General features: G+C 61.8%; 23 protein-coding genes. 17 read left to right on the top strand and 6 right to left on the bottom strand.

What is annotated here, in order from left to right:
- Positions 1–27: 27 nt before the first annotated feature.
- Both FHT70_RS13850 and FHT70_RS13845 read right to left on the bottom strand, forming a co-directional pair.
- Positions 28–864, bottom strand: a complete 837-nt coding sequence (locus tag FHT70_RS13850; protein WP_097598757.1) for an amidohydrolase — start codon at positions 862–864, stop codon at positions 28–30.
- Between the two features lie 281 nt (positions 865–1145).
- Positions 1146–1928, bottom strand: a complete 783-nt coding sequence (locus FHT70_RS13845) for an IclR family transcriptional regulator (RefSeq protein WP_183702083.1) — start codon at positions 1926–1928, stop codon at positions 1146–1148.
- 300 nt (positions 1929–2228) lie between these two features.
- On the opposite strand from FHT70_RS13845, the gene FHT70_RS13840 reads away from it, so the two are divergent.
- Positions 2229–2963: an SDR family oxidoreductase gene (locus FHT70_RS13840; RefSeq protein WP_085781217.1), complete on the top strand. Its 735-nt coding sequence runs from the start codon at positions 2229–2231 to the stop codon at positions 2961–2963.
- Positions 2964–3043: 80 nt separating this feature from the next.
- A complete protein-coding gene (locus tag FHT70_RS13835; protein WP_183702081.1) occupies positions 3044–4321 on the top strand; it encodes an L-fuconate dehydratase in 1278 nt (425 codons plus the stop codon).
- A 115-nt stretch (positions 4322–4436) separates the two neighbouring features.
- Here the strand turns inward: FHT70_RS13835 and FHT70_RS13830 are convergent, their stop codons facing one another.
- Genes FHT70_RS13830 through FHT70_RS13815 form a run of 4 tightly spaced genes read right to left on the bottom strand, consistent with a single transcriptional unit; the run spans position 4437 to position 9471 of the window.
- On the bottom strand, positions 4437–4982 hold the full coding sequence (locus FHT70_RS13830; RefSeq protein WP_183702079.1) for a sarcosine oxidase subunit gamma family protein: 546 nt from the start codon (positions 4980–4982) through the stop codon (positions 4437–4439).
- Positions 4975–7929: a sarcosine oxidase subunit alpha family protein gene (locus FHT70_RS13825; protein WP_183702076.1), complete on the bottom strand. Its 2955-nt coding sequence runs from the start codon at positions 7927–7929 to the stop codon at positions 4975–4977. Before FHT70_RS13825 ends, FHT70_RS13830 begins: the two co-directional genes overlap by 8 nt.
- Positions 7926–8207, bottom strand: coding sequence for a sarcosine oxidase subunit delta (locus tag FHT70_RS13820; RefSeq protein WP_183702073.1), 282 nt, complete (start codon positions 8205–8207; stop codon positions 7926–7928). The genes FHT70_RS13825 and FHT70_RS13820 overlap by 4 nt, the downstream gene beginning before the upstream one ends.
- 13 nt (positions 8208–8220) lie before the next feature.
- Positions 8221–9471: a sarcosine oxidase subunit beta family protein gene (locus FHT70_RS13815; RefSeq protein WP_183702070.1), complete on the bottom strand. Its 1251-nt coding sequence runs from the start codon at positions 9469–9471 to the stop codon at positions 8221–8223.
- A gap of 86 nt (positions 9472–9557) precedes the next feature.
- On the opposite strand from FHT70_RS13815, the gene FHT70_RS13810 reads away from it, so the two are divergent.
- The 15 genes from FHT70_RS13810 (at position 9558) to minC (ending at position 24654) form a co-directional block, all read left to right on the top strand.
- Entirely contained in the window at positions 9558–10517 is a 960-nt protein-coding gene (locus FHT70_RS13810; RefSeq protein ID WP_183702067.1) for a GlxA family transcriptional regulator, read from the top strand.
- Between the two features lie 78 nt (positions 10518–10595).
- Positions 10596–11279 (top strand): helix-turn-helix domain-containing protein, encoded by a 684-nt coding sequence (locus FHT70_RS13805; RefSeq protein ID WP_085781211.1) that lies wholly within the window; start codon positions 10596–10598, stop codon positions 11277–11279.
- A gap of 89 nt (positions 11280–11368) precedes the next feature.
- Positions 11369–12274, top strand: coding sequence for a glutamine amidotransferase family protein (locus FHT70_RS13800; protein WP_183702065.1), 906 nt, complete (start codon positions 11369–11371; stop codon positions 12272–12274).
- Between the two features lie 56 nt (positions 12275–12330).
- The gene (locus tag FHT70_RS13795) at positions 12331–13017 is read left to right on the top strand and encodes a GXGXG domain-containing protein (protein WP_183702062.1); all 687 of its coding nucleotides are present in this window, start codon (positions 12331–12333) and stop codon (positions 13015–13017) included.
- Positions 13018–13031: 14 nt separating this feature from the next.
- Positions 13032–14360, top strand: a complete 1329-nt coding sequence (locus FHT70_RS13790) for an FMN-binding glutamate synthase family protein (protein ID WP_183702059.1) — start codon at positions 13032–13034, stop codon at positions 14358–14360.
- A gap of 79 nt (positions 14361–14439) precedes the next feature.
- Positions 14440–15747, top strand: coding sequence for a type III glutamate--ammonia ligase (glnT, locus tag FHT70_RS13785; protein WP_097598747.1), 1308 nt, complete (start codon positions 14440–14442; stop codon positions 15745–15747).
- A gap of 89 nt (positions 15748–15836) precedes the next feature.
- Positions 15837–16721, top strand: a complete 885-nt coding sequence (gene purU / locus FHT70_RS13780; RefSeq protein WP_183702056.1) for a formyltetrahydrofolate deformylase — start codon at positions 15837–15839, stop codon at positions 16719–16721.
- Between the two features lie 3 nt (positions 16722–16724).
- Positions 16725–17624, top strand: coding sequence for a bifunctional methylenetetrahydrofolate dehydrogenase/methenyltetrahydrofolate cyclohydrolase FolD (gene folD / locus FHT70_RS13775; RefSeq protein ID WP_183702053.1), 900 nt, complete (start codon positions 16725–16727; stop codon positions 17622–17624).
- A 91-nt stretch (positions 17625–17715) separates the two neighbouring features.
- On the top strand, positions 17716–18849 hold the full coding sequence (locus tag FHT70_RS13770) for an aminomethyltransferase family protein (protein WP_183702050.1): 1134 nt from the start codon (positions 17716–17718) through the stop codon (positions 18847–18849).
- 11 nt (positions 18850–18860) lie between these two features.
- Positions 18861–19466 carry a dimethylamine monooxygenase subunit DmmA family protein gene (locus tag FHT70_RS13765; RefSeq protein ID WP_183702047.1) on the top strand — a complete coding sequence of 202 codons (606 nt, stop codon included), beginning with the start codon at positions 18861–18863 and terminating at the stop codon, positions 19464–19466.
- A complete protein-coding gene (locus FHT70_RS13760) occupies positions 19463–20428 on the top strand; it encodes a PDR/VanB family oxidoreductase (protein ID WP_183702044.1) in 966 nt (321 codons plus the stop codon). The genes FHT70_RS13765 and FHT70_RS13760 overlap by 4 nt, the downstream gene beginning before the upstream one ends.
- 24 nt (positions 20429–20452) lie before the next feature.
- On the top strand, positions 20453–21493 hold the full coding sequence (locus FHT70_RS13755; RefSeq protein ID WP_183702041.1) for a DUF3445 domain-containing protein: 1041 nt from the start codon (positions 20453–20455) through the stop codon (positions 21491–21493).
- A 107-nt stretch (positions 21494–21600) separates the two neighbouring features.
- Positions 21601–22938, top strand: coding sequence for an NAD(P)/FAD-dependent oxidoreductase (locus tag FHT70_RS13750; protein ID WP_183702039.1), 1338 nt, complete (start codon positions 21601–21603; stop codon positions 22936–22938).
- A gap of 177 nt (positions 22939–23115) precedes the next feature.
- The gene (locus FHT70_RS30585; protein ID WP_183702036.1) at positions 23116–23718 is read left to right on the top strand and encodes a PAS domain-containing protein; all 603 of its coding nucleotides are present in this window, start codon (positions 23116–23118) and stop codon (positions 23716–23718) included.
- Positions 23719–23928: 210 nt separating this feature from the next.
- On the top strand, positions 23929–24654 hold the full coding sequence (gene minC, locus FHT70_RS13740; protein WP_183702033.1) for a septum site-determining protein MinC: 726 nt from the start codon (positions 23929–23931) through the stop codon (positions 24652–24654).
- The last annotated feature ends 13 nt before the right edge of the window (positions 24655–24667 follow it).

Here is a 24667-nt window from a genome sequence, read left to right as displayed (position 1 = left end):
CGAAGGATCGGCACGGCGTAAATAAAGTTACAATGACCAGAGACGCTGGGCATTGGCGAAGAGCAGCTTGGAACGCTCTGCCTCGCTGCTGCCGGCGAGCACGGCATGGGTCGCTGCAACCCAGGTGGAAAGGCCGCCGCCGAGCGTGCAGACCGGCCAGTCGCTGCCCCAGACGACACGATCCCAGCCGAAACTTGCGATCACATGTTCGATATAGGGCGTCAGCGTCTGTGCCGTCCATGTCTGCGCATCCGCATAGGCGACGACGCCTGATATCTTGCAGATCACGTTCGGCCGGCGGGCGATTTCCGATATGCCGGCCTTCCATGGCTCGAAGGCATCGGAGCGGATATCCGGCACGCCGCAATGATCGAGGACGAACTGCACGTCGGGCGCGAGATCCACGAGAGCGGTGACGCGACCGGCCTGATGCGGCAATGTGCAGAGGTCGAAGGTCAGGCCGCTGCCACCGATGCGCCGGATGTTGTCTCGAAACAGGACGCCTTCCGAGACGGTGTCGGGCACGACATGCAGCACGCGGCGGAAGCCCTTGACGAAGGGATCGGCTTTTTGCAGCTCGAGATAGGCGGCAAAGCCTTCCTCCTCGGGACGGCAGGAGACAATCGCCCCGGCAATCAGGCTGCCTTGCCTTTTGGCGATCGAGGCAATGTGGTCGGTCTCGGCCTGCATGACGGCCGGATCGACATCGACCTCCATATGCAGCGCCGTCATAATGCCGCAGCGCCGCGCCTCGGCCGCATAGGTCTCATAGAGAAAGTCATGGTCGAGAGCCGGCACGCCGGAGAGCCAGGGATAGGAAAGCGCCGACCGGTCGATGATATGCAAATGGGTGTCGATGAGCACGTTTTCCTCCTCCAGGAATGGTCTTTGCCGCAACCTATTTCTCGTGAATGGATTATTCAAATAGAAATTTCTGCTGCCCGGGCATGGCTGCCTCACCCTGGCATGCCGTAAAGCCTGCCCTTCATCCTAACCTTCCCCGTAAAACGGGGCCAGGGGAGAGAGGGACGGAGAGGCCGCGGCATATCCTCTTCGCCCGCCTGCGGGGGTCCGAAGGACGGGTCGGGACCCGTGGCTCGACCCCGGTCGGTGGCGCAGCCGGATAAGGGGCAGCGGCGCGATGGTCAGATCGGGCTGACATCCGCCCCGGCCAGCAGCGAAAGCTGAGCGGCGGTCTTCTGCACCAGCGTGATCGTTTGGGTGATGTCGGGGGCGGACGGCGCATTGACAAGGGCGATAAAGGGGCAGGTCAGGGCGGCGATACAACGCCGGTCCGGCCCAAGAACGGGCGCCGACAGATTGTAGACGCCTGATGTCTGGGCGCTCGCCATCATCTCGTAGCCGCGCTCGCGGATCTGGTCGAGGCGATCGTAAAATTCGGCGCCAAGGTCGATCTCGGCGCGGTTGCGCGCATGTTCCGATATCATCATCTCCCGCTCCTCGTCGCTGCGGAAGGCGAGCAGCACATGCCCCGAGCCGGTGTCGAACAGGCTGATATGGGCGCCGACGCGGATCGAAAAGCCCCAATAGTCCGGCGCTTCCTGTTGGGCGATGACAACGGCGGCGCCACGGTCAAAGACGGCGAGATGATTGGCCTGACGGGTGCGCTGGGCGAGGTCGCGCATCAGCGGCGTGGCATAGGAGGCAAGCCGGCGCACAGGCGCATGCAATTGCGCAAGGCCAAAGAGCTTCAGCGTCAGCGAGTAGCGATCGCCATCCAGCCGGGTGACGTAACCGCGACGCACCAGCCGGTCGAGCATACGATAGAATTCATTGGGACTGCGGTCGAGCCGCTTGGCAATCTCCGCCTGGGTGAGGCCGCTGTCGACGCCGGCGAGCAGCTCCAGGATATCGAGGCCCTTATCTAAAGCAGGAGCGCGATAGCGGTCTGACTCGTCGGTCTCCATTCCTTCCTCCTGTGAATATTATTCTGCATATACGCAGAACCATGGCCGGAAAAGGAAAACTTCGCGCTTGACCCTTGGCCAATCGTCTGTTTGTCTATAAACAGACAAATCATAATTGAAGACAGCCAATCAGCAGAAACGACGAGAGGCGGGGCTTCGCGCCTTGCCCTACGCCGGCCGAAAGGCGCAAAGAGAGAAAATGGCAGGCCCTGATGGACGTCCTATTCCATCACCGCGCGGCCTTCGGCAAGATAACCGCATGCATCGTCTCATGTAGACAATCCAGAAGAGGCCCGTGACATGACAAACAGACTTTCCGGCAAGACCGTTCTCATTACCGCCGCCGGCCAGGGCATCGGCCGGGCGACGGCGGCAGCCTTTGCCGCGGCCGGCGCCAAGGTCCATGCAACCGACATCAACACCGATGCGCTGGCAACCCTTGCCGCGGAAACCGGCGTCTTCACCCATAAGCTCAACGTGCTCGACGGGGATGCGGTCACGGCGCTCGTCGCCGAAATCGGCACTGTGGACGTTCTGTTCAACTGCGCCGGCTTCGTCCATGCCGGCTCGATCCTGGAAATGCCGGATTCCGATCTCGAATTCGCTTTCGACCTCAACGTCAAGGCGATGATCCGCACCATCCGGGCGGTGCTGCCCGGCATGCTCGAACGCAAGGACGGGTCGATCATCAACATGGCCTCCGTCGCTTCCAGCATCAAGGGCGTGCCGAATCGCTTCGCCTATGGCGTCACCAAGGCGGCGGTCATCGGCCTTACCAAATCGGTCGCCGCCGATTATGTTGCTCAAGGCATCCGCTGCAATGCCATCTGCCCCGGCACGGTGGAAAGTCCGTCCTTGCAGGACCGCATGCGCGCACAGGGCGATTACGATGCGGCCCGCGCCGCCTTCATCGCCCGCCAGCCGATGGGCCGGCTCGGTTCGCCGGAAGAGATCGCCGATCTCGCCGTCTATCTCGCCGGCGCCACCTACACATCGGGCCAGGCGATCGCCATCGACGGCGGTTGGACGATCTGACGTCGGCTTCGTGAGGCGGCCGGCAGTGTGCCGGCCGACCCCGGCTATCGCAATTGGCCCCTTAAATCGGGAGGAACAACATGACCCGCATCACCGACCTTCGCGTCTTCGATCTCCGCTTTCCCACCTCGCAAAGCCTTGACGGATCCGATGCAATGAACCCCGATCCCGACTATTCGGCCGCCTATGTCATTCTCGACACGGATGTCCCGGGCCTTGCCGGCCATGGCCTGACCTTCACCATCGGCCGTGGCAACGACATTTGCTGCATGGCGATCGAGGCGATGCGCCATCTCGTCGTCGGTACCGATCTGGCCGAGGTTCTTGCCCATCCCGGCAAATTCTGGCGGCATCTGACGAGCGACAGCCAGCTGCGCTGGATCGGCCCTGAAAAAGGCGCCATTCACCTGGCGACCGGCGCCGTCGTCAACGCCGTCTGGGATCTGCTCGCCAAACAGGCCGGCAAGCCGGTCTGGCGGCTTGTCGCCGAGATGTCGCCGGAAGAAATCGCCGATATCGTCGACTACCGTTATCTCACCGACGTGCTGACGCGCGCCGAGGCGGTCGAGATCCTCAAGCGCGCCGAAGTCCGCAAGACCGAGCGCATCGCCACTCTCGAAAAGGAAGGCTATGCCTGCTACACGACCTCGGCCGGCTGGCTGGGTTACGAAGACGAGAAACTGCGCCGCCTCTGCCAGGAGGCGATCGATGCCGGCTTCAACCATATCAAGATGAAGGTCGGCCGCGACCTGCAAGACGATATCCGGCGTCTGCGGATCGCCCGCGAGGTGATCGGTCCCGATCGCTACCTGATGATCGACGCCAATCAGGTCTGGGACGTTGGTCAGGCGATCGACTGGGTCAAGGCGCTTGCCTTCGCCAAGCCCTTCTTCATCGAGGAGCCCACAAGCCCCGACGATGTCGCCGGCCACCGCAAGATCCGCCAGGCAATCGGCCCGGTGAAGGTCGCAACCGGCGAGATGTGCCAGAACCGCATCATGTTCAAACAGTTCATTGCCGAAGGCGCGATCGACATCGTCCAGATCGATTCCTGCCGCATGGGCGGGCTGAACGAAGTCCTTTCCGTCCTGCTGGTCGCCGCCAAATTCGGCCTGCCGGTCTGGCCGCATGCCGGCGGCGTCGGCCTTTGCGAATATGTGCAGCATCTGTCGATGATCGACTACGTCGCCGTATCGGGCACCAAGCAAGGGCGCGTCATCGAATATGTCGATCACCTGCACGAACATTTCCTCGATCCCTGCCGGATCGAGAACGCCGCTTACATGCCGCCCAGCCTGCCGGGATTTTCCATCGAGATGAAGCCGGCTTCGATCCGCGACTATACTTTTCGAGGCTAAGGCATGTCGCCCGGAAGGGTATGATTCGAATTCGATGCGACGCACTGAGCGAATCGGCCGACGCGGGTTGGAAGCGCTGCAGCATCCGCCTGAACAAGGCATGCAGCGCTGTAGCTCATGCCCCGTCCTTCACGGCGCTCGCCGCCATATGCCTAAGATCCTCCCAGAGGCTCTCGGCGAAGCTGCGCAGGACCGTGAGTTCGAAGCTGTCGTCGCCGGTGCGGGCGACCTGCACGGAGATATGACCGACCATCGTCATCACAGAACTGCCTTCCGCAAAGACGCCGGGATCGAGATCGACCGCCGTGCCTCTGGAAAGAAGCAGCCGGGAGGAGGGGCCGGACACGCCAATGCGGACACGCCCGTGGCTCTGGTCGGTGACGAAGGCTTTTCCGGCGAGTGCTGCCTTAAGAGCATCCAGATTTGCGGGCGGAAGCGGCTCATCGCCGGCGACGAACCATTGGCGGAAACCGGCCTGACGGATCGAACTTTCCGCAAAGCCCGCCTTCGTCAGTTCAGCGGCAAGCGCCGCCGGCTCAATTCCGCCGAGCACGTGCAGCAGATGGCCTTCCGGTAAGGCTTCCAGCCGAATGCCGGCCCCGGTTATGCTGCGATATGCCCTGCCGGCAAGAACCGGTCTGTGTTGCGGAAGATCAGGCATGGAGCTTCTCGTTTTCGGGATCGATGAAGACGGGATGGCAGAGCACCGCATCGGTGAATTCGTTGCGCAGGCCGTTCCAGACCGTCACCTTTTCGCCGATGCGCTCCGGCCCGCGTTTGACCAGCGCCAGGCCGATCGTATGCCCGAGCGTCGGTGAAAAGGCGCTCGATGTGACGTAGCCCTGATCGTTTTCGAGCGTCGCCGCAACGCCCTCGGCTAGGATATGAGAGCCGGTGCGGAAGCTGCTCGCCGGATTGAGCGGCTTGACGCCGACGAGGCGCGGGCGCTCGGGATCCTGCAGGCCGTCGCGGGCGAGCATCGCCTTGCCGATGAAATCCGGCTTGGTCGATGAAACCATGCGGCCGAAGCCGAGATCGCCTGGTGTGACCGTGCCATTGATCTCGGCATGGGTGACGTGGCCCTTCTCGATGCGCATGACGCCGAGCGCTTCCGCGCCGTAGGCGCAGATGCTGTGTTTTTCGCCTGATGCCATGATGGCGTCGGCAACACTTTCGCCGTGGCCGGCCGGGACGGCGAGTTCGTAGGCAAGTTCACCGGAGAAGGAAATCCGGAAGAGCCGGCCTTCAAGGCCGCCTGCGAATAGCGACACTTTGCGGGCACTCATGAAGGGGAAGGCCGCATCGGAAAGATCCTCGTCGACTATTTCCGAGAGGATCGCGCGCGACTTCGGCCCGGCAACCGCCATCTGCGCCCATTGATCGGTCGAGGACGCGAAGCAGACGTCGAGTTCCGGCCAGAGCGTCTGCGCGCAGAATTCGAGATGGGTGAGCACGCCGGCGGCAAGCGCCGTCGTCGTCGTCATGAAGAAATGATCGTCGCTGAAGCGGCTGGTGGTGCCGTCGTCATAGATGAAACCGTCCTCGCGCAGCATGATGCCGTAACGGGCCTTGCCGACGGCCAGCTTGGCAAAGCCGTTGCAATAGATGCGGTCGAGGAAGGCTGCGGCATCGCGGCCGAAGATCTCGATCTTGCCAAGGGTCGAGACGTCGCAGAGGCCAGCATTCTTCCGGATGTTCAGCACCTCGCGATCGACGCTTTGGCGCCAGGTCGTTTCGCCGGCGCGCGGGAACCAGGAGGAGCGGTACCAGAGGCCGGTTTCGACGAAGACCGCGCCGTTCTTTTTCGCCCAGCCGTGCAGCGGCGATTTGCGCGCCGGCTGGAAATGTTTGCCGCGGGACGCCCCGGTCAAAGCGCCGAAGGAGATCGGCGTATAAAAGGGCCGGAAGGTCGTCGTTCCCACCTCGGCGGGCGACACGCCGCGCGCCTCGGCAAGAATGCCGATGGCGTTGACGTTGGAAAGCTTGCCCTGATCGGTCGCCATGCCTGATGTGGTGTAACGCTTGGCAAGTTCGACATGGCCGTAACCTTCGCGGACGGCGAGGCCGAGGTCCTTGAGATGCACGTCGTTTTGGTAATCGACGAAAGCCTTGCCCTTCGAGCCTTTGACCGACCAGAGCGGCTTCGTGCGCTGTGCCGTCTCGGTGGCTGAGGCAAAGGCCGGTTCCGCTGCAAAGCCGATTGCCTTCAATGCGGCGGCAGCCTTTCCCGCTCCATCGCCGAGGCAGGCGGCAATCTGCGCAAGGCCGGCAGCCGAGCCGGCAACGGCCAGACCATCCTGCGCAGCCGGCGCCAGGAATGCCGCGGCCTCCCGCGACCATTGCGGTTTGCCGCCGCGATGGCAGGCAAGATGGATGATCGGGCTCCAGCCGCCCGACACGGCAAGCGCATCGGCTTCGATCCGGCGAACACCCTCTTCGGTTTTGACGCTGACGCCGCGCAGACGCCTGCCGCCATGGGCATCGATGATCCGCGCGCCCCTCAGCACCTCGGCGCGGCCCGGCCAGCTCTCGCCGCCATCGGCTCGGCTGTCGACGATCGCCGCAACTCGAAGGCCGGCGGCTTCAAGGTCGCCGGCGGTGTGATATCCGGTATCGTTGGTGGTGAAGATCACCGTGCTCTGGCCTGGCGCGACCGCTTGCCGGTTGAGGTAGCTGCGCATGGCGCCTGCCATCATCACGCCGGGAATATCGTTGCCGCCGAAGACCAGCGGCCGTTCCTCGGCCCCCGTCGCAAGAATCGCCTGCCGGGCAATGATGCGCCACAGCCGTTCCACCGGACGATCCGGGTCGGGCAGCGCTAAATGCTTTTGGACGCGCTCGACGGCTCCGAAAACATTGTCGTCGTACCAGCCGAAAACAGTCGTGCGTGGCAGTCGGCGCACATTTTCCAGGCCCTCCAGCTCGGCAAGCAGCTCGCCGAGAAGGCTCCCCTCCGGCTTGCCGTCAACTGCGCCGCTTTCGCAAAGCAGGCTGCCGCCAAGTTCGGATCCCTCGTCTGCAAGAATGACACGTGCGCCGGCGCGGCCGGCGGTCAGCGCTGCAGCAAGGCCGGCAGGGCCGGCGCCGATCACCAGTAGATCGCAATGCGCCCAGCATTTCTCATAGGAATCGGGATCAGCCTCGTAAGAGGCTCTGCCGAGGCCCGCAGCCTTGCGGATCACCGGCTCGTAGAGCTTTTCCCAGAGCGCTGCCGGCCACATGAAGGTTTTGTAGTAGAAGCCGGCGCTGAGGAAAGGTGAGAGCAGGCCGTTGACCGCGCCGACATCGAAGCCGAGCGACGGCCAGCGGTTCTGGCTCATGGCCGTCAGCCCCTGATAGAGTTCGATCATCGTCGCGCGCGTATTCGGTTCGGTGCGCCCACCGCTGCCTGTCGTCACCAGCGCGTTCGGTTCGGCGGCCCCCGCCGTCAGAACGCCGCGCGGGCGGTGATATTTGAAGCTGCGTCCGACGAGCTGGATACCGTTGGCAAGCAGCGCCGAGGCGAGCGTGTCGCCCGGATGGCCTTGCAGCGCCTTGCCGTCAAAGGTGAAGCCGAGTGTCTTGTCGCGGTCGATGCGACCGCCGGAGGAAAGACGGAAGCTCGTCATACCGGTTCTCCGCCGAGCTTGGCAAGGGCGGCATCCCTGACGCCGTGGACCGCATGGGTGACGGTGTCACGCTCGACGATCAGCCAGCGGCGGCATCCGGAGGAATGGTGCCAATATTCGCTGTGGCGGCCCTTCGGATTGTCGCGCAGGTAGACATAGTCGTACCAGGCATCCGCCCCGGCATCCGGCGCCGGCCGGACAAGGTTCGCATCGCCGCGGATCGAGAATTCCTCCTTGGGCCGGACGCCGCAATGGGGACATGAAATCAGGCTCGCCATCGTTTAAATGTCCTCAGTGCAGATTGGGCTGGGCGCCAACGCCCTTTTCGTCGATCGGATAGCCGCGCGCGAAACGATCGAGCCGGAAGGCACGTGCCGTCTGATGCGGCGTGTTGCGGGCGATCAGATGGGCGCAGCAGAAGCCGGAGGCGGGCGTGGCCTTGAAGCCGCCGTAACACCAGCCGCTATTGAGGTAGAGATTGTCGATATGGGTGCGGTCGATGATCGGCGAGCCGTCCATGCTCATATCCATCACCCCGCCCCAGGAGCGGAGATAACGCACGCGCGACAGCGACGGGATCATCGCGACCCCGGCTTCGGCGACATGCTCGACCGAAGCGAGATTGCCGCGCTGCGCATAGGAATTATAGCCGTCGATGTCGCCGCCGAAGACGAGGCCGCCCTTGTCGGACTGGGAGACGTAGAAATGACCGGCGCCGAAAGTGACGACATTGTCGATGAAGGGTTTCAGCCCTTCGGAGACGAAGGCCTGCAGCACATGGCTCTCGATCGGCAGGCGAAGGCCGGCCATATCGGCGACCACGGTGGAATTGCCGGCCGCCGCCAGCGCCAGCTTGCCGCAGCCGATGAAGCCTCTGCTAGTCTCGACGCCTGTGACTTCACCATTTTCCGTGCGAATGCCGGTGACTTCGCATTGGGTGATGATATCGACGCCGCGGCTGTCGGCGCCGCGGGCATAACCCCAGGCGACCGCGTCATGGCGCACCGTGCCACCGCGCGGCTGGTATAAACCACCCATGACCGGGAAACGGGCATTGTCGAAATCGAGAAAGGGCAATTTCCTGCGCACGGCCTGCCGGTCGAGCAGCTCGGCATCGACGCCGTGCAGCCGCATGGCGTTGCCGCGACGCGTATAGGCGTCACGCTGCGCGTCGGAATGGAAGAGGTTCAACACGCCGCGCTGCGAGACCATGGCGTTGAAGTTGAAGTCCTGCTCCAGCCCTTCCCAAAGCTTCATCGACAGTTCGTAGAAGGGATTGTTGCCAGGCAGCAGGTAGTTGGAACGGATGATCGTGGTGTTCCTGCCGATATTACCGGAGCCGAGATAGCCCTTTTCCAGGACGGCGACATTGGTGATGCCGAACTCCTTGGCAAGATAATAGGCAGTGGCCAGACCATGACCGCCGCCACCAACGATGACGACGTCGTAGTGCGGCTTCGGCGCCGGATCGCGCCAGGCGGGCGCCCAGCCCTTGTTGCCGCGAAGGCCGTTCAGAAAAATCGAAAGAGCGGAATAGCGCATGGGTCACCCGGAAAGAACAGCTGCATGATGCCAGAAAGAATCGGCGAGACTTGCACAAAACGGACATATGTCGCTAAGAAAGGGACATGTCCTCACTTGATGGCAGAAATGTTCAGACGATCGGCTTCATCCTGATTCCGGGATTTGCGCTGATGTCCTATGCCTCGGCGACGGAGCCGCTGCGGGCGGCAAATCTGCTGGCTGGCCGCGAGATCTATCGTGTCTCCACCTATTCGCCGGATGGCGCGCCGGCCCTTTCCTCCTCCGGCGTCAGCGTGCCCGCCGATCCCCTTCCCATGAGGGGATCGGGCCTTAGTACCGCCTTCGTCTGCGCCGGCGGCTTGCCTCGGGATTGGCGATATCCTGGCGTGCTTGCCTGCCTGAGGCAGTTGTCGCGCGAAGGCATGCGGATCGGCGGCATTTCCGGCGGCCCCTATCTGATGGCCGCGGCCGGACTGCTTGGGGGCCGCGACTTCACTATCCATTGGGAGCATGCGGCCGCCCTTCTCGAAGCCTTCCCGGATCTCACGCCGCGCCAGGCGCGCTTCGTGATCGACGGCAACAGGATCACCTGCGGCGGCGGTATCGCTCCACTTGACATGATGCATGTGCTGATCGCCGAGCGGATGGGGCCGGATTTTGCCCGCCGGGTCAGCGACTGGTATCTTCACACCGAGGTCAACGAACCCGCCGCTCCGCAGCGTGCGTCTCTCGCCGAGCGATACGGTGTCCACCACCCTGGCCTGCTCAGCGTTCTCGAACGGATGGAGGAGACGATCGAGATGCCGCTCGAGCGCGCCGCAATGGCGCGGATCGCCGGTGTCACCACCCGCCATCTCGACCGGCTCTTTGCGGCCCATCTCGGCACCAGCTTCCTCGATCAATACCGCAGGATCAGGCTTCAGCATGCCCATCGCCTGCTGAAGCAGAGCCCGCTTTCCGTCTCGGAGATCGCTGTTGCCACCGGTTTTTCCAGCCTCAGCCATTTTTCCCGGATGTTCCGTGTCGTCTACGGCATCGCCCCGCGAAAGGCGCGGCGGGAATAAGTTTTCTTCACGGTTGAGAAATTTTCACTATGGCGATAGCGTTGCCTTGACCAAAAAGAGAAGGCAGCAGTAAATCCGATGAAAGCCAAAGGTGAAGCGGCAGACCAACCGGAACAGGCGCAGGGCGGACGCACCCCCTTTTCCCAGGACCCGCACGCCGTTCGCGAACCGAAGGAAAACAACCTCGAAATGGCGATCGGCCATGAGGTGCGGGCCTACCGCAAGAAACTCGGCATCACCGTCACCGATCTCGCGGCTGCGACCGGCATTTCACTCGGAATGCTGTCGAAGATCGAGAACGGCAACATCTCGCCGTCGCTGACGACGCTGCAGTCATTGTCGAGGGCGCTCGGCGTGCCGCTGACGGCCTTTTTTCGCCGCTACGAGGAGCCGCGCAATGCCGTCTTCGTCAAGGCGGGTCAGGGTGTCGAGCTGGAACGGCGCGGCACCCGCGCCGGCCATCAATATAATCTGCTCGGCCATATCGACAACAACACCAGCGGCGTCATCGTCGAGCCTTATCTCATCACGCTGACGGCCGATTCCGATGTTTTCCCGACCTTCCAGCATGAGGGCATGGAGTTTCTCTACATGCTCGAAGGCGAGGTCATCTACCGCCACGGCGACCAGCTTTTCCAGATGCAGCCGGGCGACAGCCTGTTCTTCGACGCCGATGCGCCGCATGGGCCGGAGCAACTGGTAAAACTGCCGAGCAGGTACCTCTCGATTATCAGCTATCCCCAGCAGAACTCGCGAAGCTGACTTGCCTTAGAAGAAAAGTTTATTCCTACCAGTTGAAGTCCATACATAGACCTGCTAGTCCTTTCTCAACATGAAAGGAGGCACAGGCGATGTGCGGCATTGTTGGATTGTTCCTCAAGGACAAAAGCCTTGAGCCTCAGCTCGGAAACCTGCTTTCGGATATGCTGATCACCATGACGGATCGCGGGCCGGACTCGGCCGGTATCGCGATCTATGGCGGCTCCGCAGAGGGCAAGGCGAAAATCACTATCCAGTCCAGCAATCCAGGCGCAGACTTCGAGGGCCTCGCCACTGACCTCGAGGCAGCCGGCATCAAGGCCCATGTGTGGATCAAGAGCACGCACGCGGTCATTGAGCTTGATGCCTGCAAGCTTGGAGCAGTGCGCGAGGCGCTCGAACGGATTCGCCCGGCAGTCCGTCTTATGGGCTCGGGTGAGAGCGTCGAGATCTACAAGGAAATCGGTCTCCCAAAGGACGTCGTGGCGCGGTTCGGCGTCCGCGCGATGAGCGGAACCCACGGCATCGGCCATACCCGCATGGCGACGGAATCCGCAGTCACCACACTCGGCGCCCATCCGTTCTCGACCGGCGCCGACCAGTGCCTCGTGCACAATGGCTCGCTGTCCAACCACAACAACCTGCGCCGCGAACTGGCGCGCGAAGGCATGACCTTCGAGACGCAGAATGATTCCGAAGTCGCCGCCGCCTATCTGACGGCCGAAATGGCCAAGGGCAAGGATCTCGGCCAGGCGCTGACCGGTGCGCTCGACGATCTCGACGGTTTCTTCACCTTCGTCGTCGGCACCAAGTCCGGCTTCGGCGTGGTGCGCGACCCGATCGCCTGCAAGCCCGCCGTCATGGCCGAGACCGACCAGTATGTCGCCTTCGGTTCGGAATACCGCGCGCTGGTCAATCTTCCCGGGATCGAGAATGCCCGCGTCTGGGAGCCGGAGCCAGCAACTGTCTACTTCTGGGATCACGACAAGGCGGCCTGAGGCGCGCTGAAAGCCAAGAGGCGGCGCGAACCGTCTCCCGGACCAATGAGGATTCAATGCCGACATTCGATCTTTCCAACACGCCTCTTCGCGAATTGAACAGCGCGCTACACGCTCTCTCCAAAGGTGCCAACGACACTGAATTCGAGGTCATCAACCCGCGCGGCAGCCATGCCGTCGCCGTCGGGATCGACAGCCCGGTGACGGTCGCTGTCAGGGGATCTGTCGGCTATTACTGCGCCGGCATGAATGACGGCGGCAAGATTACGGTTCATGGCTCGGCTGGACCGGGTGTTGCCGAAAACATGATGTCCGGCACCGTCGTCATCGAGGGCGACGCCAGCCAGTATGCCGGCGCGACCGGCCGGGGTGGCCTGCTCGTCATCAAGGGCAATGCCGCCTCGCGCTGCGGCATTTCGATGAAGGGCATCGACATCGTTGTACACGGCAGCATCGGCCACATGTCGGCCTTCATGGGTCAGTCCGGCCATCTCGTCGTCCTTGGCGACGCTGGCGATGCGCTCGGGGATTCGCTCTACGAAGCCAAGCTGTTCGTCCGCGGTGAGGTCAAGAGCCTCGGCTCCGACTGTATCGAGAAAGAGATGCGGCCGGAGCATCTGGAAAAGCTTGCCGAACTGCTCGACAAGGCAGGCGTGACGGACGTCAGACCTGAAGAGTTCAAACGCTACGGCTCCGCCCGCAAGCTCTACAATTTCAACATCGACAACGCAGACGCGTACTGAGGCGAGGGACACTCATGAGCTATCACAACCCCTATACCCCGCCACGCAAGTCCGCGACTTTCGACGACTATACGCTCGCCGAAATCCGCCGCGCGGCCGCCACCGGCATCTATGACATCCGCGGCGCCGGCACCAAACGCAAGGTTCCGCATTTCGACGATCTGCTGTTTCTCGGCGCCTCCATCTCGCGCTATCCGCTCGAAGGCTACCGCGAGAAGTGCGATACGACAGTGGTGCTCGGCTCGCGCTTCGCCAAGAAGCCGATCACGCTCAAGACGCCGATCACCATCGCCGGCATGAGTTTCGGCGCGCTTTCCGGCAACGCCAAGGAAGCGCTCGGCCGGGGTGCGACGATCGCAGGCACGTCGACCACAACAGGCGACGGCGGCATGACGGATGAGGAACGCGGTCATTCGCAGACGCTGGTCTACCAATATCTGCCGTCGCGCTATGGCATGAACCCGAAGGACCTGCGCCGCGCCGACGCAATCGAAGTCGTCGTCGGCCAGGGCGCCAAGCCCGGCGGCGGCGGCATGCTGCTCGGCCAGAAGATCTCCGACCGCGTCGCCAATATGCGCAACCTGCCGAAGGGCATCGACCAGCGCTCGGCCTGCCGCCATCCGGACTGGACCGGACCCGACGATCTTGAAATCAAGATCATGGAGTTGCGCGAGATCACCGACTGGGAAAAGCCGATCTACGTCAAGGTCGGCGGCGCACGTCCCTACTACGACACCGCTCTTGCCGTGAAGGCCGGCGCCGACGTCGTGGTGCTCGATGGTATGCAGGGCGGCACTGCGGCGACCCAGGATGTCTTCATCGAAAATGTCGGCATGCCGACGCTCGCCTGCATACGTCCGGCCGTCCAGGCGCTGCAGGATCTCGGCATGCATCGAAAGGTGCAGCTGATCATTTCGGGTGGCATCCGCTCGGGCGCCGACGTGGCGAAGGCGCTGGCGCTAGGCGCCGACGCGGTCGCGATCGGCACGGCGGCGCTTGTCGCCATCGGCGACAACGATCCACGCTGGGAAGAGGAATATCAGAAGCTCGGCACCACGGCCGGCGCCTATGACGATTGGCATGAAGGCAAGGATCCGGCGGGCATCACCACCCAGGACCCGGAGCTGGCAAAACGCCTCGACCCGGTTGCGGCCGGCCGCCGCCTCGCCAACTACCTCAAAGTCATGACGCTCGAAGCTCAGACGATCGCACGCGCCTGTGGTAAGAACCACCTGCACAATCTCGAACCGGAAGACCTCGTTGCATTGACGCTCGAGGCATCGGCCATGGCGCAGGTGCCGCTCGCCGGTACCAACTGGATCCCTGGCAAGGGAGGCTTCTGATTTCTACCGGCCGGGCAATATCCCGGCCGTCTCATATCCATAACCAAAGTGTCTCGAAGAAATCCAAAGGGGAACGAGAATGACACTGGACCTTGCTGCTTTTGCGAGAGACAAAGGCATCAAATATTTCATGATCAGCTATACCGACCTGTTCGGCGGTCAACGCGCCAAGCTGGTCCCCGCGGAAGCCATCGCCGACATGCAGAAGGATGGCGCCGGTTTTGCAGGCTTTGCAACCTGGCTCGATCTGACGCCGGCCCATCCGGACCTGTTTGCTGTTCCCGATCCTTCCTCCGTCATCCAATTGCCCTGGAAGAAGGACGTCGCATGGGTCGCCGCCGACTGCGTCATGGACGAACGGCCTGTCGAACAGGCACCGCGTGTCGTGCTGAAAAGACTGGTGGCTGAAGCTGCGAAGGAAGGACTTCGGGTAAAGACCGGCGTGGAGCCCGAATTCTTTCTCATCTCTGCTGACGGTTCGGTGATTTCAGACCAGTTCGATACCGCCGAGAAGCCTTGCTACGACCAGCAGGCCGTGATGCGTCGATACGATGTCATCGCCGAGATCTGCGACTATATGCTGGAACTCGGCTGGAAGCCCTATCAGAACGACCACGAGGATGCGAACGGCCAGTTCGAGATGAACTGGGAATATGACGATGTCCTGAAGACCGCTGACAAGCACTCTTTCTTCAAGTTCATGGTCAAATCGGTCGCCGAAAAGCACGGCCTTCGCGCCACCTTCATGCCGAAGCCCTTCAAGGGCCTGACCGGAAACGGATGCCATGCGCACATCTCGGTCTGGGACGTCGATGGCAGGGTAAACGCCTTCGCGGACAAGGAAATGGCCTTTGGGCTGTCGGCTCAGGGTAAAACCTTCCTTGGCGGCATCATGAAGCATGCCTCGGCGCTGGCCGCGATCACCAATCCGACGGTCAATTCCTACAAGCGCATCAACGCGCCGCGCACCACCTCGGGCGCGACATGGTCGCCGAACACCGTGACGTGGACGGGCAACAACCGCACTCACATGGTGCGCGTGCCGGGACCGGGGCGCTTCGAGCTGCGCCTGCCGGACGGCGCGGTCAATCCATACCTCCTACAGGCGATCATCATTGCGGCCGGCCTCGACGGCATCCGCAGCCAGGCGGACCCAGGCCAGCATTATGATATCGATATGTACGCCGAGGGCCACCTGGTGAAGGATGCGCCGCGCCTGCCGCTCAACCTGCTCGATGCGCTGCGCGCCTTTGATGCCGACGAGGGCTTGAAGGCGGCAATCGGGGCTGAGTTTTCCTCCGCCTATCTCAAGCTCAAGCACCTGGAATGGAATGCCTACTGCTCGCATTTCACCCAGTGGGAACGCGACAGCACGCTCGACATCTGAGCAGCCGGACCGACGTCTTCGCCATGCCGGGTTGAACAGCTCGGCATGACCGGACTCTCTGTACCTGAAAGGGCGAAGGAAGAGACAGCATGAAGAGCTTCATACTTACCGTATCCTGCAAGTCGACGCGCGGCATCGTCGCAGCGATTTCGAGCTATCTGGCCGAGAAGGGCTGCAACATCGTCGACTCCAGCCAGTTCGACGATCTCGATACCGGCAAGTTCTTCATGCGCGTCAGCTTCATTTCGGAGGAAGGACTTTCCGGTTCCGCAATCAGCGCCGATTTTGCCGCCGTCGCCGCGCCCTTCGCCATGGAATACGAATTCCACGACAGCGAGAGCCGCATGAAGGTGCTGTTGATGGTGTCGCGCTTCGGCCATTGCCTCAACGACCTGCTCTACCGCTGGAAGATCGGCGCCCTGCCGATCGACATCGTCGGCGTCGTCTCCAACCATTTCGACTACCAGAAGGTCGTGGTCAATCATGACATCCCCTTCCACCACATCAAGGTGACCAAGGAGAACAAGCCGCAGGCCGAAGCCCAGCTCGTCGATCTCGTCGAGCAGACCGGCACCGAACTGATCGTGCTTGCCCGCTACATGCAGGTTCTCTCCGATCAGCTCTGCAAGCAGATGTCAGGCAAGATCATCAACATCCACCACTCCTTCCTGCCGAGCTTCAAGGGCGCCAACCCCTACAAGCAGGCCTACCAGCGCGGCGTCAAGCTGATCGGCGCAACCGCCCATTACGTCACCGCCGACCTCGACGAAGGCCCGATCATCGAGCAGGACACCGCCCGCATCACCCATGCGCAGTCGCCCGACGACTATGTCTCGATCGGCCGCGACGTCGAAAGCCAGGTGCTGGCGCGCGCCATTCACGCCCATATCCATCACCGCACCTTCATCAACGGCAATCGCACCGTCGTCTTCCCGGCGAGCCCCGGAAGCTACGCCTCAGAACGCATGGGCTGAGAGATGGGCGAGGTCATCGACGGCAAACTTGTTGCTGCATCCGTAATCGAGACGGTCAAGAGTGCGACGGCAGCGCTGGAAAAGATGAGCGGCGTCACGACAGGCCTTGCGGTCATCATCGTCGGCGACGATCCGGCAAGCCACGCCTATGTCGGCTCCAAGAGCCGCATGGCCAAGGAATGTGGTTTCAAGTCCGTCCAGCACACGCTGCCGGCCGAGACGACACAGGAGGAGCTGGCAGGCCTCGTCGCCGCCCTCAATGCCGATCCATCGATCCACGGCATCCTGGTTCAATTGCCCTTGCCGAAGCCGCTCGACAGTGAGCCGATCATCCAGTCGATCCTGCCGGAAAAGGATGTCGATGGCCTCAGCGTCGTCAATGCCGGCAAGCTCGCCACCGGCGACCTGAAGACCGGGCTGGTCTCCTGCACGCCGGCCGGCGCCATGGTCTTCGTCCGCCGCACCCATGGCGAGGATCTCTCCGGGCTCAATGCCGTCGTCATTGGCCGTTCCAACCTGTTCGGCAAGCCGATGGCGCAATTGCTGCTCAACGCCAATGCGACGGTGACGATCGCTCACTCCAGAACCAGGAACCTCGCCGAGGTCTGCCGCAATGCCGATATTCTGGTCGCCGCCGTCGGCCGGCCGGAGATGGTCAATGCCGATTGGGTCAAGCCCGGCGCAACCGTTATCGACGTCGGCATCAATCGCGTCCCGGCCCCCGAAAGAGGCGAGGGCAAGACCCGGCTCGTCGGCGACGTCGCCTTCCGCGAAGTCTCCGAGATCGCCAGCACCATCACGCCGGTTCCAGGCGGTGTCGGTCCGATGACCATCGCCATGCTGATGGCCAACACCGTCATCGCCGCCCACCGGGCCGCAGGGCAGACGCCGCCAAAGTTTTGAGTGGAATGCCGTCTGGCGGGCTTGCCATGACGCGAAAGATTTATATAGTCAGGAAATAAATATTCCGTAGAGGAAATAAGAGGGAACGGAAATGGCTCTATCATGGCGTTTCTCCGCCTTGGCGGATCGGCATCGCGCTCTAGGATCGAAGCTCGAAGACTGGAGCGGTATGGGAACCGCCTGGACCTACGAGAAGGACATGTCGGAAGAGCATGTCGCGGTCCGCACCAAGGCCGGCATCATGGATGTCTCGGGGCTGAAGAAGGTGCATCTGGTCGGCCCGCACGCCATCGCCGTCCTCGACTACATCACGACCCGCGACCTGACGAAGATCTATCCCGGCCGCTCGGTTTACGCGACCATGCTGAACGACCGCGGCCACTTTACCGACGATTGCATCGTCTATCGCACCGGCCCGAATTCCTGGATGCTCGTGCATGGATCCGGCTCCGGTCACGAGGAAGTCGTCAAGCAGGCGGCGGGCCGCAATTGCGCGGTACTCTTCGACGACGACCTGCATGACCTGTCGCTTCAGGGTCCGCTTGCGGTCGACTACCTCGCCAAATATGTGCCCGGCATCCGCGACCTCAAATATTTCCACCACATGCAGACGACGCTGTTCGGCGCGCCCGTGATGATCTCGCGCACCGGCTATACCGGCGAGCGCGGCTACGAGATCTTCGTGCGCGGCCAGGACACCGTGATGGTCTGGGACAGGATCGTCTGGGAAGGCAAGGAGATGGGCATCATCCCCTGCTGCTTCTCGGTCCTCGACATGCTGCGCGTCGAAAGCTACCTGCTGTTCTACCCTTACGACAATTCGCAAATGTATCCCTTCGCCGACCAGCCGCCCGGCGACAGTCTCTGGGAACTCGGCCTCGATTTTACCGTCAGCCCCGGCAAGACGGGCTTCCGCGGCGCCGAGGAACATGCGCGCCTCAAGGGCAAGGAACGCTTCAAGATCTTCGGCATGCTGATTGACGCCGACGGACCGGCCGATCTCGGCGACGAGGTCTTTGCCGACGGCAAGAAGGTCGGCGTCATCACCTGCCCGAGCTATTCCTCACTGACCAAGAAATCCATGGCGATCGCTCGCCTCGACGTTGACAAGGCGGTGCACGGGACGAAACTCGAAGTCCGCGGCAAGACCGTCAAGGCAGGCGCCACCGCCCATACGCTTCCCTTCGACGATCCGGAGAAGAAGAAGAGGATTGCCGTAGGTTAGGGAGCACGCCAATGCTCGTTGCAGGCATCAAGAGCCGACCAGTCTATAGGGGCCTGACCATCCAGCCGCGCGCCCGGCGGCACATTTTCGCACTCGAAGGGGAGGGCGCCAAGGCTCTCCTCGATCAGCAGCCGGCGCTTGACGAAACGGCTCTTTCCCGCAGCGAGATTCTCTACGTCGCCCGCGGTTCTCGGGGGTCCGGCCTCGACGAGACGCTACGCCGGCTCGGCGCCGACATGTTCTTCACGGCGCCGACGATAGCAACGCTGCTCTTCCGGCTGAAGGGCTCGCTCGGGACGGCCCATATGGGCACTCGGCTTTATATCTCCGGCACGGAAGGCTTCATCGGCCAGGCGATGCTCGTGGCGCTTGATTACGGCATGGACCACGCCTCCATCGTCACCGAGCATCGCGGCTCGCTGGCCAGGCGGGTGCAATGCGTCCATTGCAAGGGCATCACGGACGACGTCACCACCAGCCCCTTCGCCTGCAGCCATTGCGGGCTGACGCTTCTCGTCCGCGATCACTATTCGCGGCGGCTCGCCGCATTCCAGGGCGTCAACATCGACGCGGAAGAGCCAGGCAGCGCGCCTCAGCCAGAGGAGTTGTTCCTTTGAGCGGCGGCACTGAAATTCCCGTGCGCGTAGCGCGGATCACTCCGATCGCCGAGCGTGTCAAGCGTTTCCGCTTCGAGCGACTGGATGGCAAGCCGATGCCCTATTTTTCCGGCGGCGCCCATATTATCGTCTCGATGAACGATGGCGGCCATATGCGCCGCAATGCCTATTCGCTGATGTCGCCGCCGCATGATTGCGCGGCCTATGAGATCAGCGTGCTGCATGTCGAGGATTCACGCGGCGGCTCGACCTTCATGCATGAGAAGGTCAACGAAGGCGACGAGCTGAAGGTCAGCTATCCCGTCAACCTGTTCCAGCCGGATTGGCGCGGGCGCAAGCATCTTCTGGTCGCCGGCGGCATCGGCATTACTCCCTTCATCGCGATGATGGAGCAATTTTCCCGCGAAGGCGCCGCCTTCGAGCTCCATTACGCCATCCGAACACGCGACCGCGGCGCCTACTGGCGGGAACTCCTGGAGCGCTACGGTCCGCATCGCATCAAGATCTATTGCGACGCGGAAGGCGGCGCCATCCCGCTGACGCGTCTGCTCGAGTGCCAGCCGCTCGGCACACATCTCTATGTCTGCGGCCCCTCCGGCATGATCGACGGCGTGATGAAAGCAGGGCTCGATGCCGGCTGGCCGGAGCAGAACCTGCATTCGGAACGGTTTCTTTCCTCTCTGCCCGGGAAGCCCTTCACGATCGAGCTTCTACGCTCCGGCAAGACTGTGAGGGTCGGCCATCACGAAAGCATGCTGGAGGCGATCGAGGCGGCCGGCGTCGACGCCCCCTTCCTCTGTCGCGGCGGCGCCTGCGGTCAATGCGAAACGGCGGTCGCCGTCTGTGAGGGCAAACTGCTGCACAACGACGTCTATCTGACAAGCGAAGAAAAGGCATCCGGCAGCAAGGTGATGATCTGTGTTTCCCGCTTCGAGGGAAACACGCTGCATCTTGATCTCTGACGGCATTGAAAAAGGAGACCGGACATGGCAATCGCCTTCAAGCAAGAAACATTCCGGGACGATTTCAGTTATCGGAACAGCCCCGGAAACATCCGCCGTTTCCCGTTTCCGTTCGACCGCGACGAATACATGTATTCGGTCAACATGGAGCCGCATGTGCGCGGCCGGGCGGGCACCGTCTACGAAAACCTGATCGATGTTGACGAGCATTACGTCGCCGAGATGCACGATCGGGCGCTGGTGCTGAAGGAAGATCCGCTGCGCTATCAGGCGCTGCCGCACATGATGAGCGCGCAATGGGACACGCTCGAACTTTTGATGGAAGAGCAGGCGGCGGGTTACCCCGACCATTTCACATTGATCCGCAACGGCGACCAGTGGCGCTGGATCAACCGGCCGCTCGGCATAGACGACCGCTTCACCTTCGGCGATGCTTCGACGCTGCCCTATGAGCCCTTCGAATATATCACCCGCCAGGCCCAGGGCGATTTCTGCATCGTCGATCAGCGCGACGGCAATCTGTGGATGGATGCCGGCATGGTGACGACGCAGGCCGACTGGTCGCTCGATTTCGATATCGGCATGAATTTCATGGAGTGGCACGGGCCGGTGCCGCTCGCCCATCAGATCGGCGTCTTCGACCGGGCGCTGAAATTCCTTCTGAACCTTCAGCAGGGCAAGCCAACGCGGCGTTTCAACTGGACGATGACAATTAATCCGCGGCTCGACACCAGCCCGGAGAATTATCACAAATGGGGTCCCGACCGCACGACGGTGACGCCTGACAATGTCGGCGAGAAGGTGCATCTGCGGGTCGAGCTGCAAAGCCTCTGGCGCCTGCCGCGCTCCAACGCCATCCTTTTTGTCATCCGCTGCTATCTGATGAACATGGAAGAACTCGTCACCGTGCCGAAATGGGCGCGGCGCTTCCCGCGGGTGCTGAAGACGCTGCCGCCGGAACTCATCGACTATAAGGGCCTCACCCGCTACCGCGAGACCACGATCGACTGGCTTTCCAAATATGACGACGGGGCTCCGACCAGCCCCGGTATTTATCCGGATTGAGAGAAATGCCGTAACATTTTGAATTTCTGGATAATTACATCTTCCTTCGATTTCAATTCGAGGAGTTATCCAGGAGACGATGCCTATAATCAAGAGGGGAATGCTTCATGACAAGAGTAGCCGTGATCGGTGCCGGTCCTTCCGGGCTTGCGCAGCTGCGCGCCTTTCAATCGGCTGCCCAGAAGGGCGCCGAAATCCCGCAGATTGTCTGCTTCGAAAAGCAGTCGGACTGGGGCGGACTCTGGAACTATACCTGGCGCACCGGCCTCGACGAATATGGCGAACCGGTCCATGGCAGCATGTATCGCTATCTCTGGTCGAACGGCCCGAAGGAATGCCTCGAATTCGCCGACTATTCCTTCGAGGAGCATTTCGGCAAACCGATCGCCTCCTATCCGCCGCGCGCCGTGCTCTGGGACTATATCAAGGGCCGCGTCGAGAAGGCGAATGTCCGCCATTGGGTGCGCTTCAGCACGCCGGTGCGCATGGTCCGCTTCGATGAGGCCACGAAGAAATTCACGGTGACGGCGCATAACCGTGTCGAAGACCGGATGTATGACGAGGAATTCGACTATGTCGTCGTTGCATCAGGTCACTTCTCGACACCGAACGTGCCCTATTTCGAGGGCGTAAAGACCTTCAACGGACGCGTCCTGCACGCCCATGATTTCCGCGACGCGCTCGAGTTCAAGGGCAAGGACATCCTGATCGTCGGCCGCAGTTATTCGGCCGAAGATATCGGTTCTCAGTGCTGGAAATACGGCGCGAAATCGGTGACGACGAGCTACCGTTCAAAGCCGATGGGCTTTAAGTGGCCGGAGAATTTCGAAGAACGGCCGCTGCTGACCAGGCTCGAAAACCGCACGGCGCATTTCCTCGACGGCTCGAGTAAGGAGGTCGACGCCCTGATCCTCTGCACCGGATACCAGCACCATTTCCCCTTCCTGCCCGACGATCTCCGCCTGAAGACCGCCAACCGCCTGTGGGCCGACAGCCTCTACAAGGGCGTGATCTTCGATAAGAACCCGCAGCTCTTCTATATCGGCATGCAGGACCAGTTCTACACTTTCAACATGTTCGACGTGCAGGCCTGGTGGGCGCGCGACGTGATGATGGGCCGCATCACCCTGCCCCCGGAAGAGGAATTGAAGGCGAACTTCGACATGTGGAGGGCGCGCGAGGAGACGCTCGAGGATGCCGAGCAGATGATCTGGTATCAGGGCGATTACGTGAAGGAACTGCTCGCCGAGACCGATTATCCCTCCTTCGACATCGAAGGCACCAACCGGACCTTCATGGAATGGGAACATCACAAGGCACACAACATCATGGGCTTCCGCGATCATGCCTATCGGTCGCTGATGACCGGCAACATGTCGCCGAAGCATCATACGCCGTGGGTCGAGGCGCTCGACGATTCCATGGAGGAATATCTGCGCAACTGATGGCGGGGATGCCGCATATTTATTAGGTCCGAATCGATTTTCGGATAAAATCATTCGGCAAATTCAAAGTGCTACGGCCCCGCATGGCAGGAAGAGAGCCGTTCGTCGCGGCTCCTCCAACGTTTAAAGTGAAGTGAGTAATCCAATTCGCAACTCCTCCTTTCGAGCGAGGCCTTCATGGATTTCCAAACAAGCATTCTCGGGCGCATGAGCGGTTTTCTTTACCGCTGCCGCGCCGACGAAAGCTACACGATGCTTGAGATGACCAACGGCATCGAGCGCATTTTCGGTTACCCCGTCGACGAAATCATCGGCAACAGGACACGGACTTTCACCTCGATCATGTACGAGGAAGACGTGCCTTTGATGGACGAGGTAGTCGGGCGGGCGCTCGAGCAGCGGACGGACTGGACGATGGAATACCGCATCCGCCACGCCAAGGGCCATCTTATTTGGGTGACCGAGACCGGTGGCGGAATCTGGGACGAGAAGGGTGAACTTCTCTATCTCGAGGGCAGCATCATCAATATCGAATCGCTCTATCAGCGAATCGACGAACAGACCGCCGACATGCGCGTCACCGCCTCGAAAACCAACGAGATCCTGCAGTCGCTGCGCTATCTCAAGCTGCTCGCCGTCAATGCTGGCATCGAGGCCGCGCGCGCCGGGACCGCCGGATCGGGCTTTGCGGTGCTTGCCGCCGAGATGCGAACGCTCGCCAACTCCTCGGAAGAGGCCGCACGCGCCATTTCCGACGCCCAACGAAAGGCGCAAGGCTGATCGTTACCCAAGCGATGGTTGAATTTGCGGCTCACGATGAAGGCCGTCCGGTTAACTATGTCGAGCATCTTCTAGTCGCGCTGTAATTCCAATGAGTTGGTACAATCCCGCCCGCGAAAAAGCTCGTGCCGTTGCAGGGAATGTTAAGGCCGCGTTAACCTTTTGTTAACCATACCGGCGGTAGACATGGTCAACGATTTCTTCACATAGATGACCAAAGTGCTAACAGACGCTCGCTCTATCCGCATCAAGGGCCGCTCTTTCCTGGCCGTCATGCTTTCCCCAGATCTGCCGATCGATGATTGGCTGACCAGACTGGACGATCTGGCTGCCCGTTCGGCCGGCTTTTTCCTGGGGCGGCCTGTCGTGCTCGATTTGTCGGACCTGCAAATCGACCGGCCGCAGCTGAAGGACCTCATCGCCGAACTTGCCAAGCGCAATGTCAGCATTATGGGGATTGAGGGCGCCCGGCCGTCGATTCTGGGCGCGGGCATGCCTCCGGCGCTGAAAGGCGGCCGCTCCGCCTCCGACATCGAGGTTCAGCCGAACGAGCCTGCCGATTCGGTGGCCAAGCCGGCAGCGACCGAGACCCGCCCGGTAACGACAACGCAATCCATCGTCATCAGGGAACCGGTGCGCTCGGGGCAGTCGGTGATCTTCCCGGAAGGCGACGTCACCATCGTTGGCTCGGTCGCCTCGGGCGCCGAGGTGATCGCCGGCGGCTCCGTCCATATCTACGGCGCGTTGCGCGGCCGAGCCATGGCGGGCTCCATCGGAAACGCATCGGCGCGAATCTTTTGCCGCAAGCTCGAGGCTGAGCTCGTCGCAATCGACGGCATCTACAAGATGGCGGAAGACATGGCCCCCAATCTTCGTGGACAGGCTGTTCAGCTCTGGCTCGAAGAGGACGCGATCATGGCGGAAAAACTGATCTGACTCGGCTGCGGCC

It is taken from the genome of Rhizobium sp. BK049 (assembly GCF_014193135.1).
Lineage (GTDB): Bacteria > Pseudomonadota > Alphaproteobacteria > Rhizobiales > Rhizobiaceae > Rhizobium.
The sequence above is the reverse complement of the archived record's forward strand: the minus strand, read 5'-3'. Positions and strand labels throughout refer to the sequence as shown.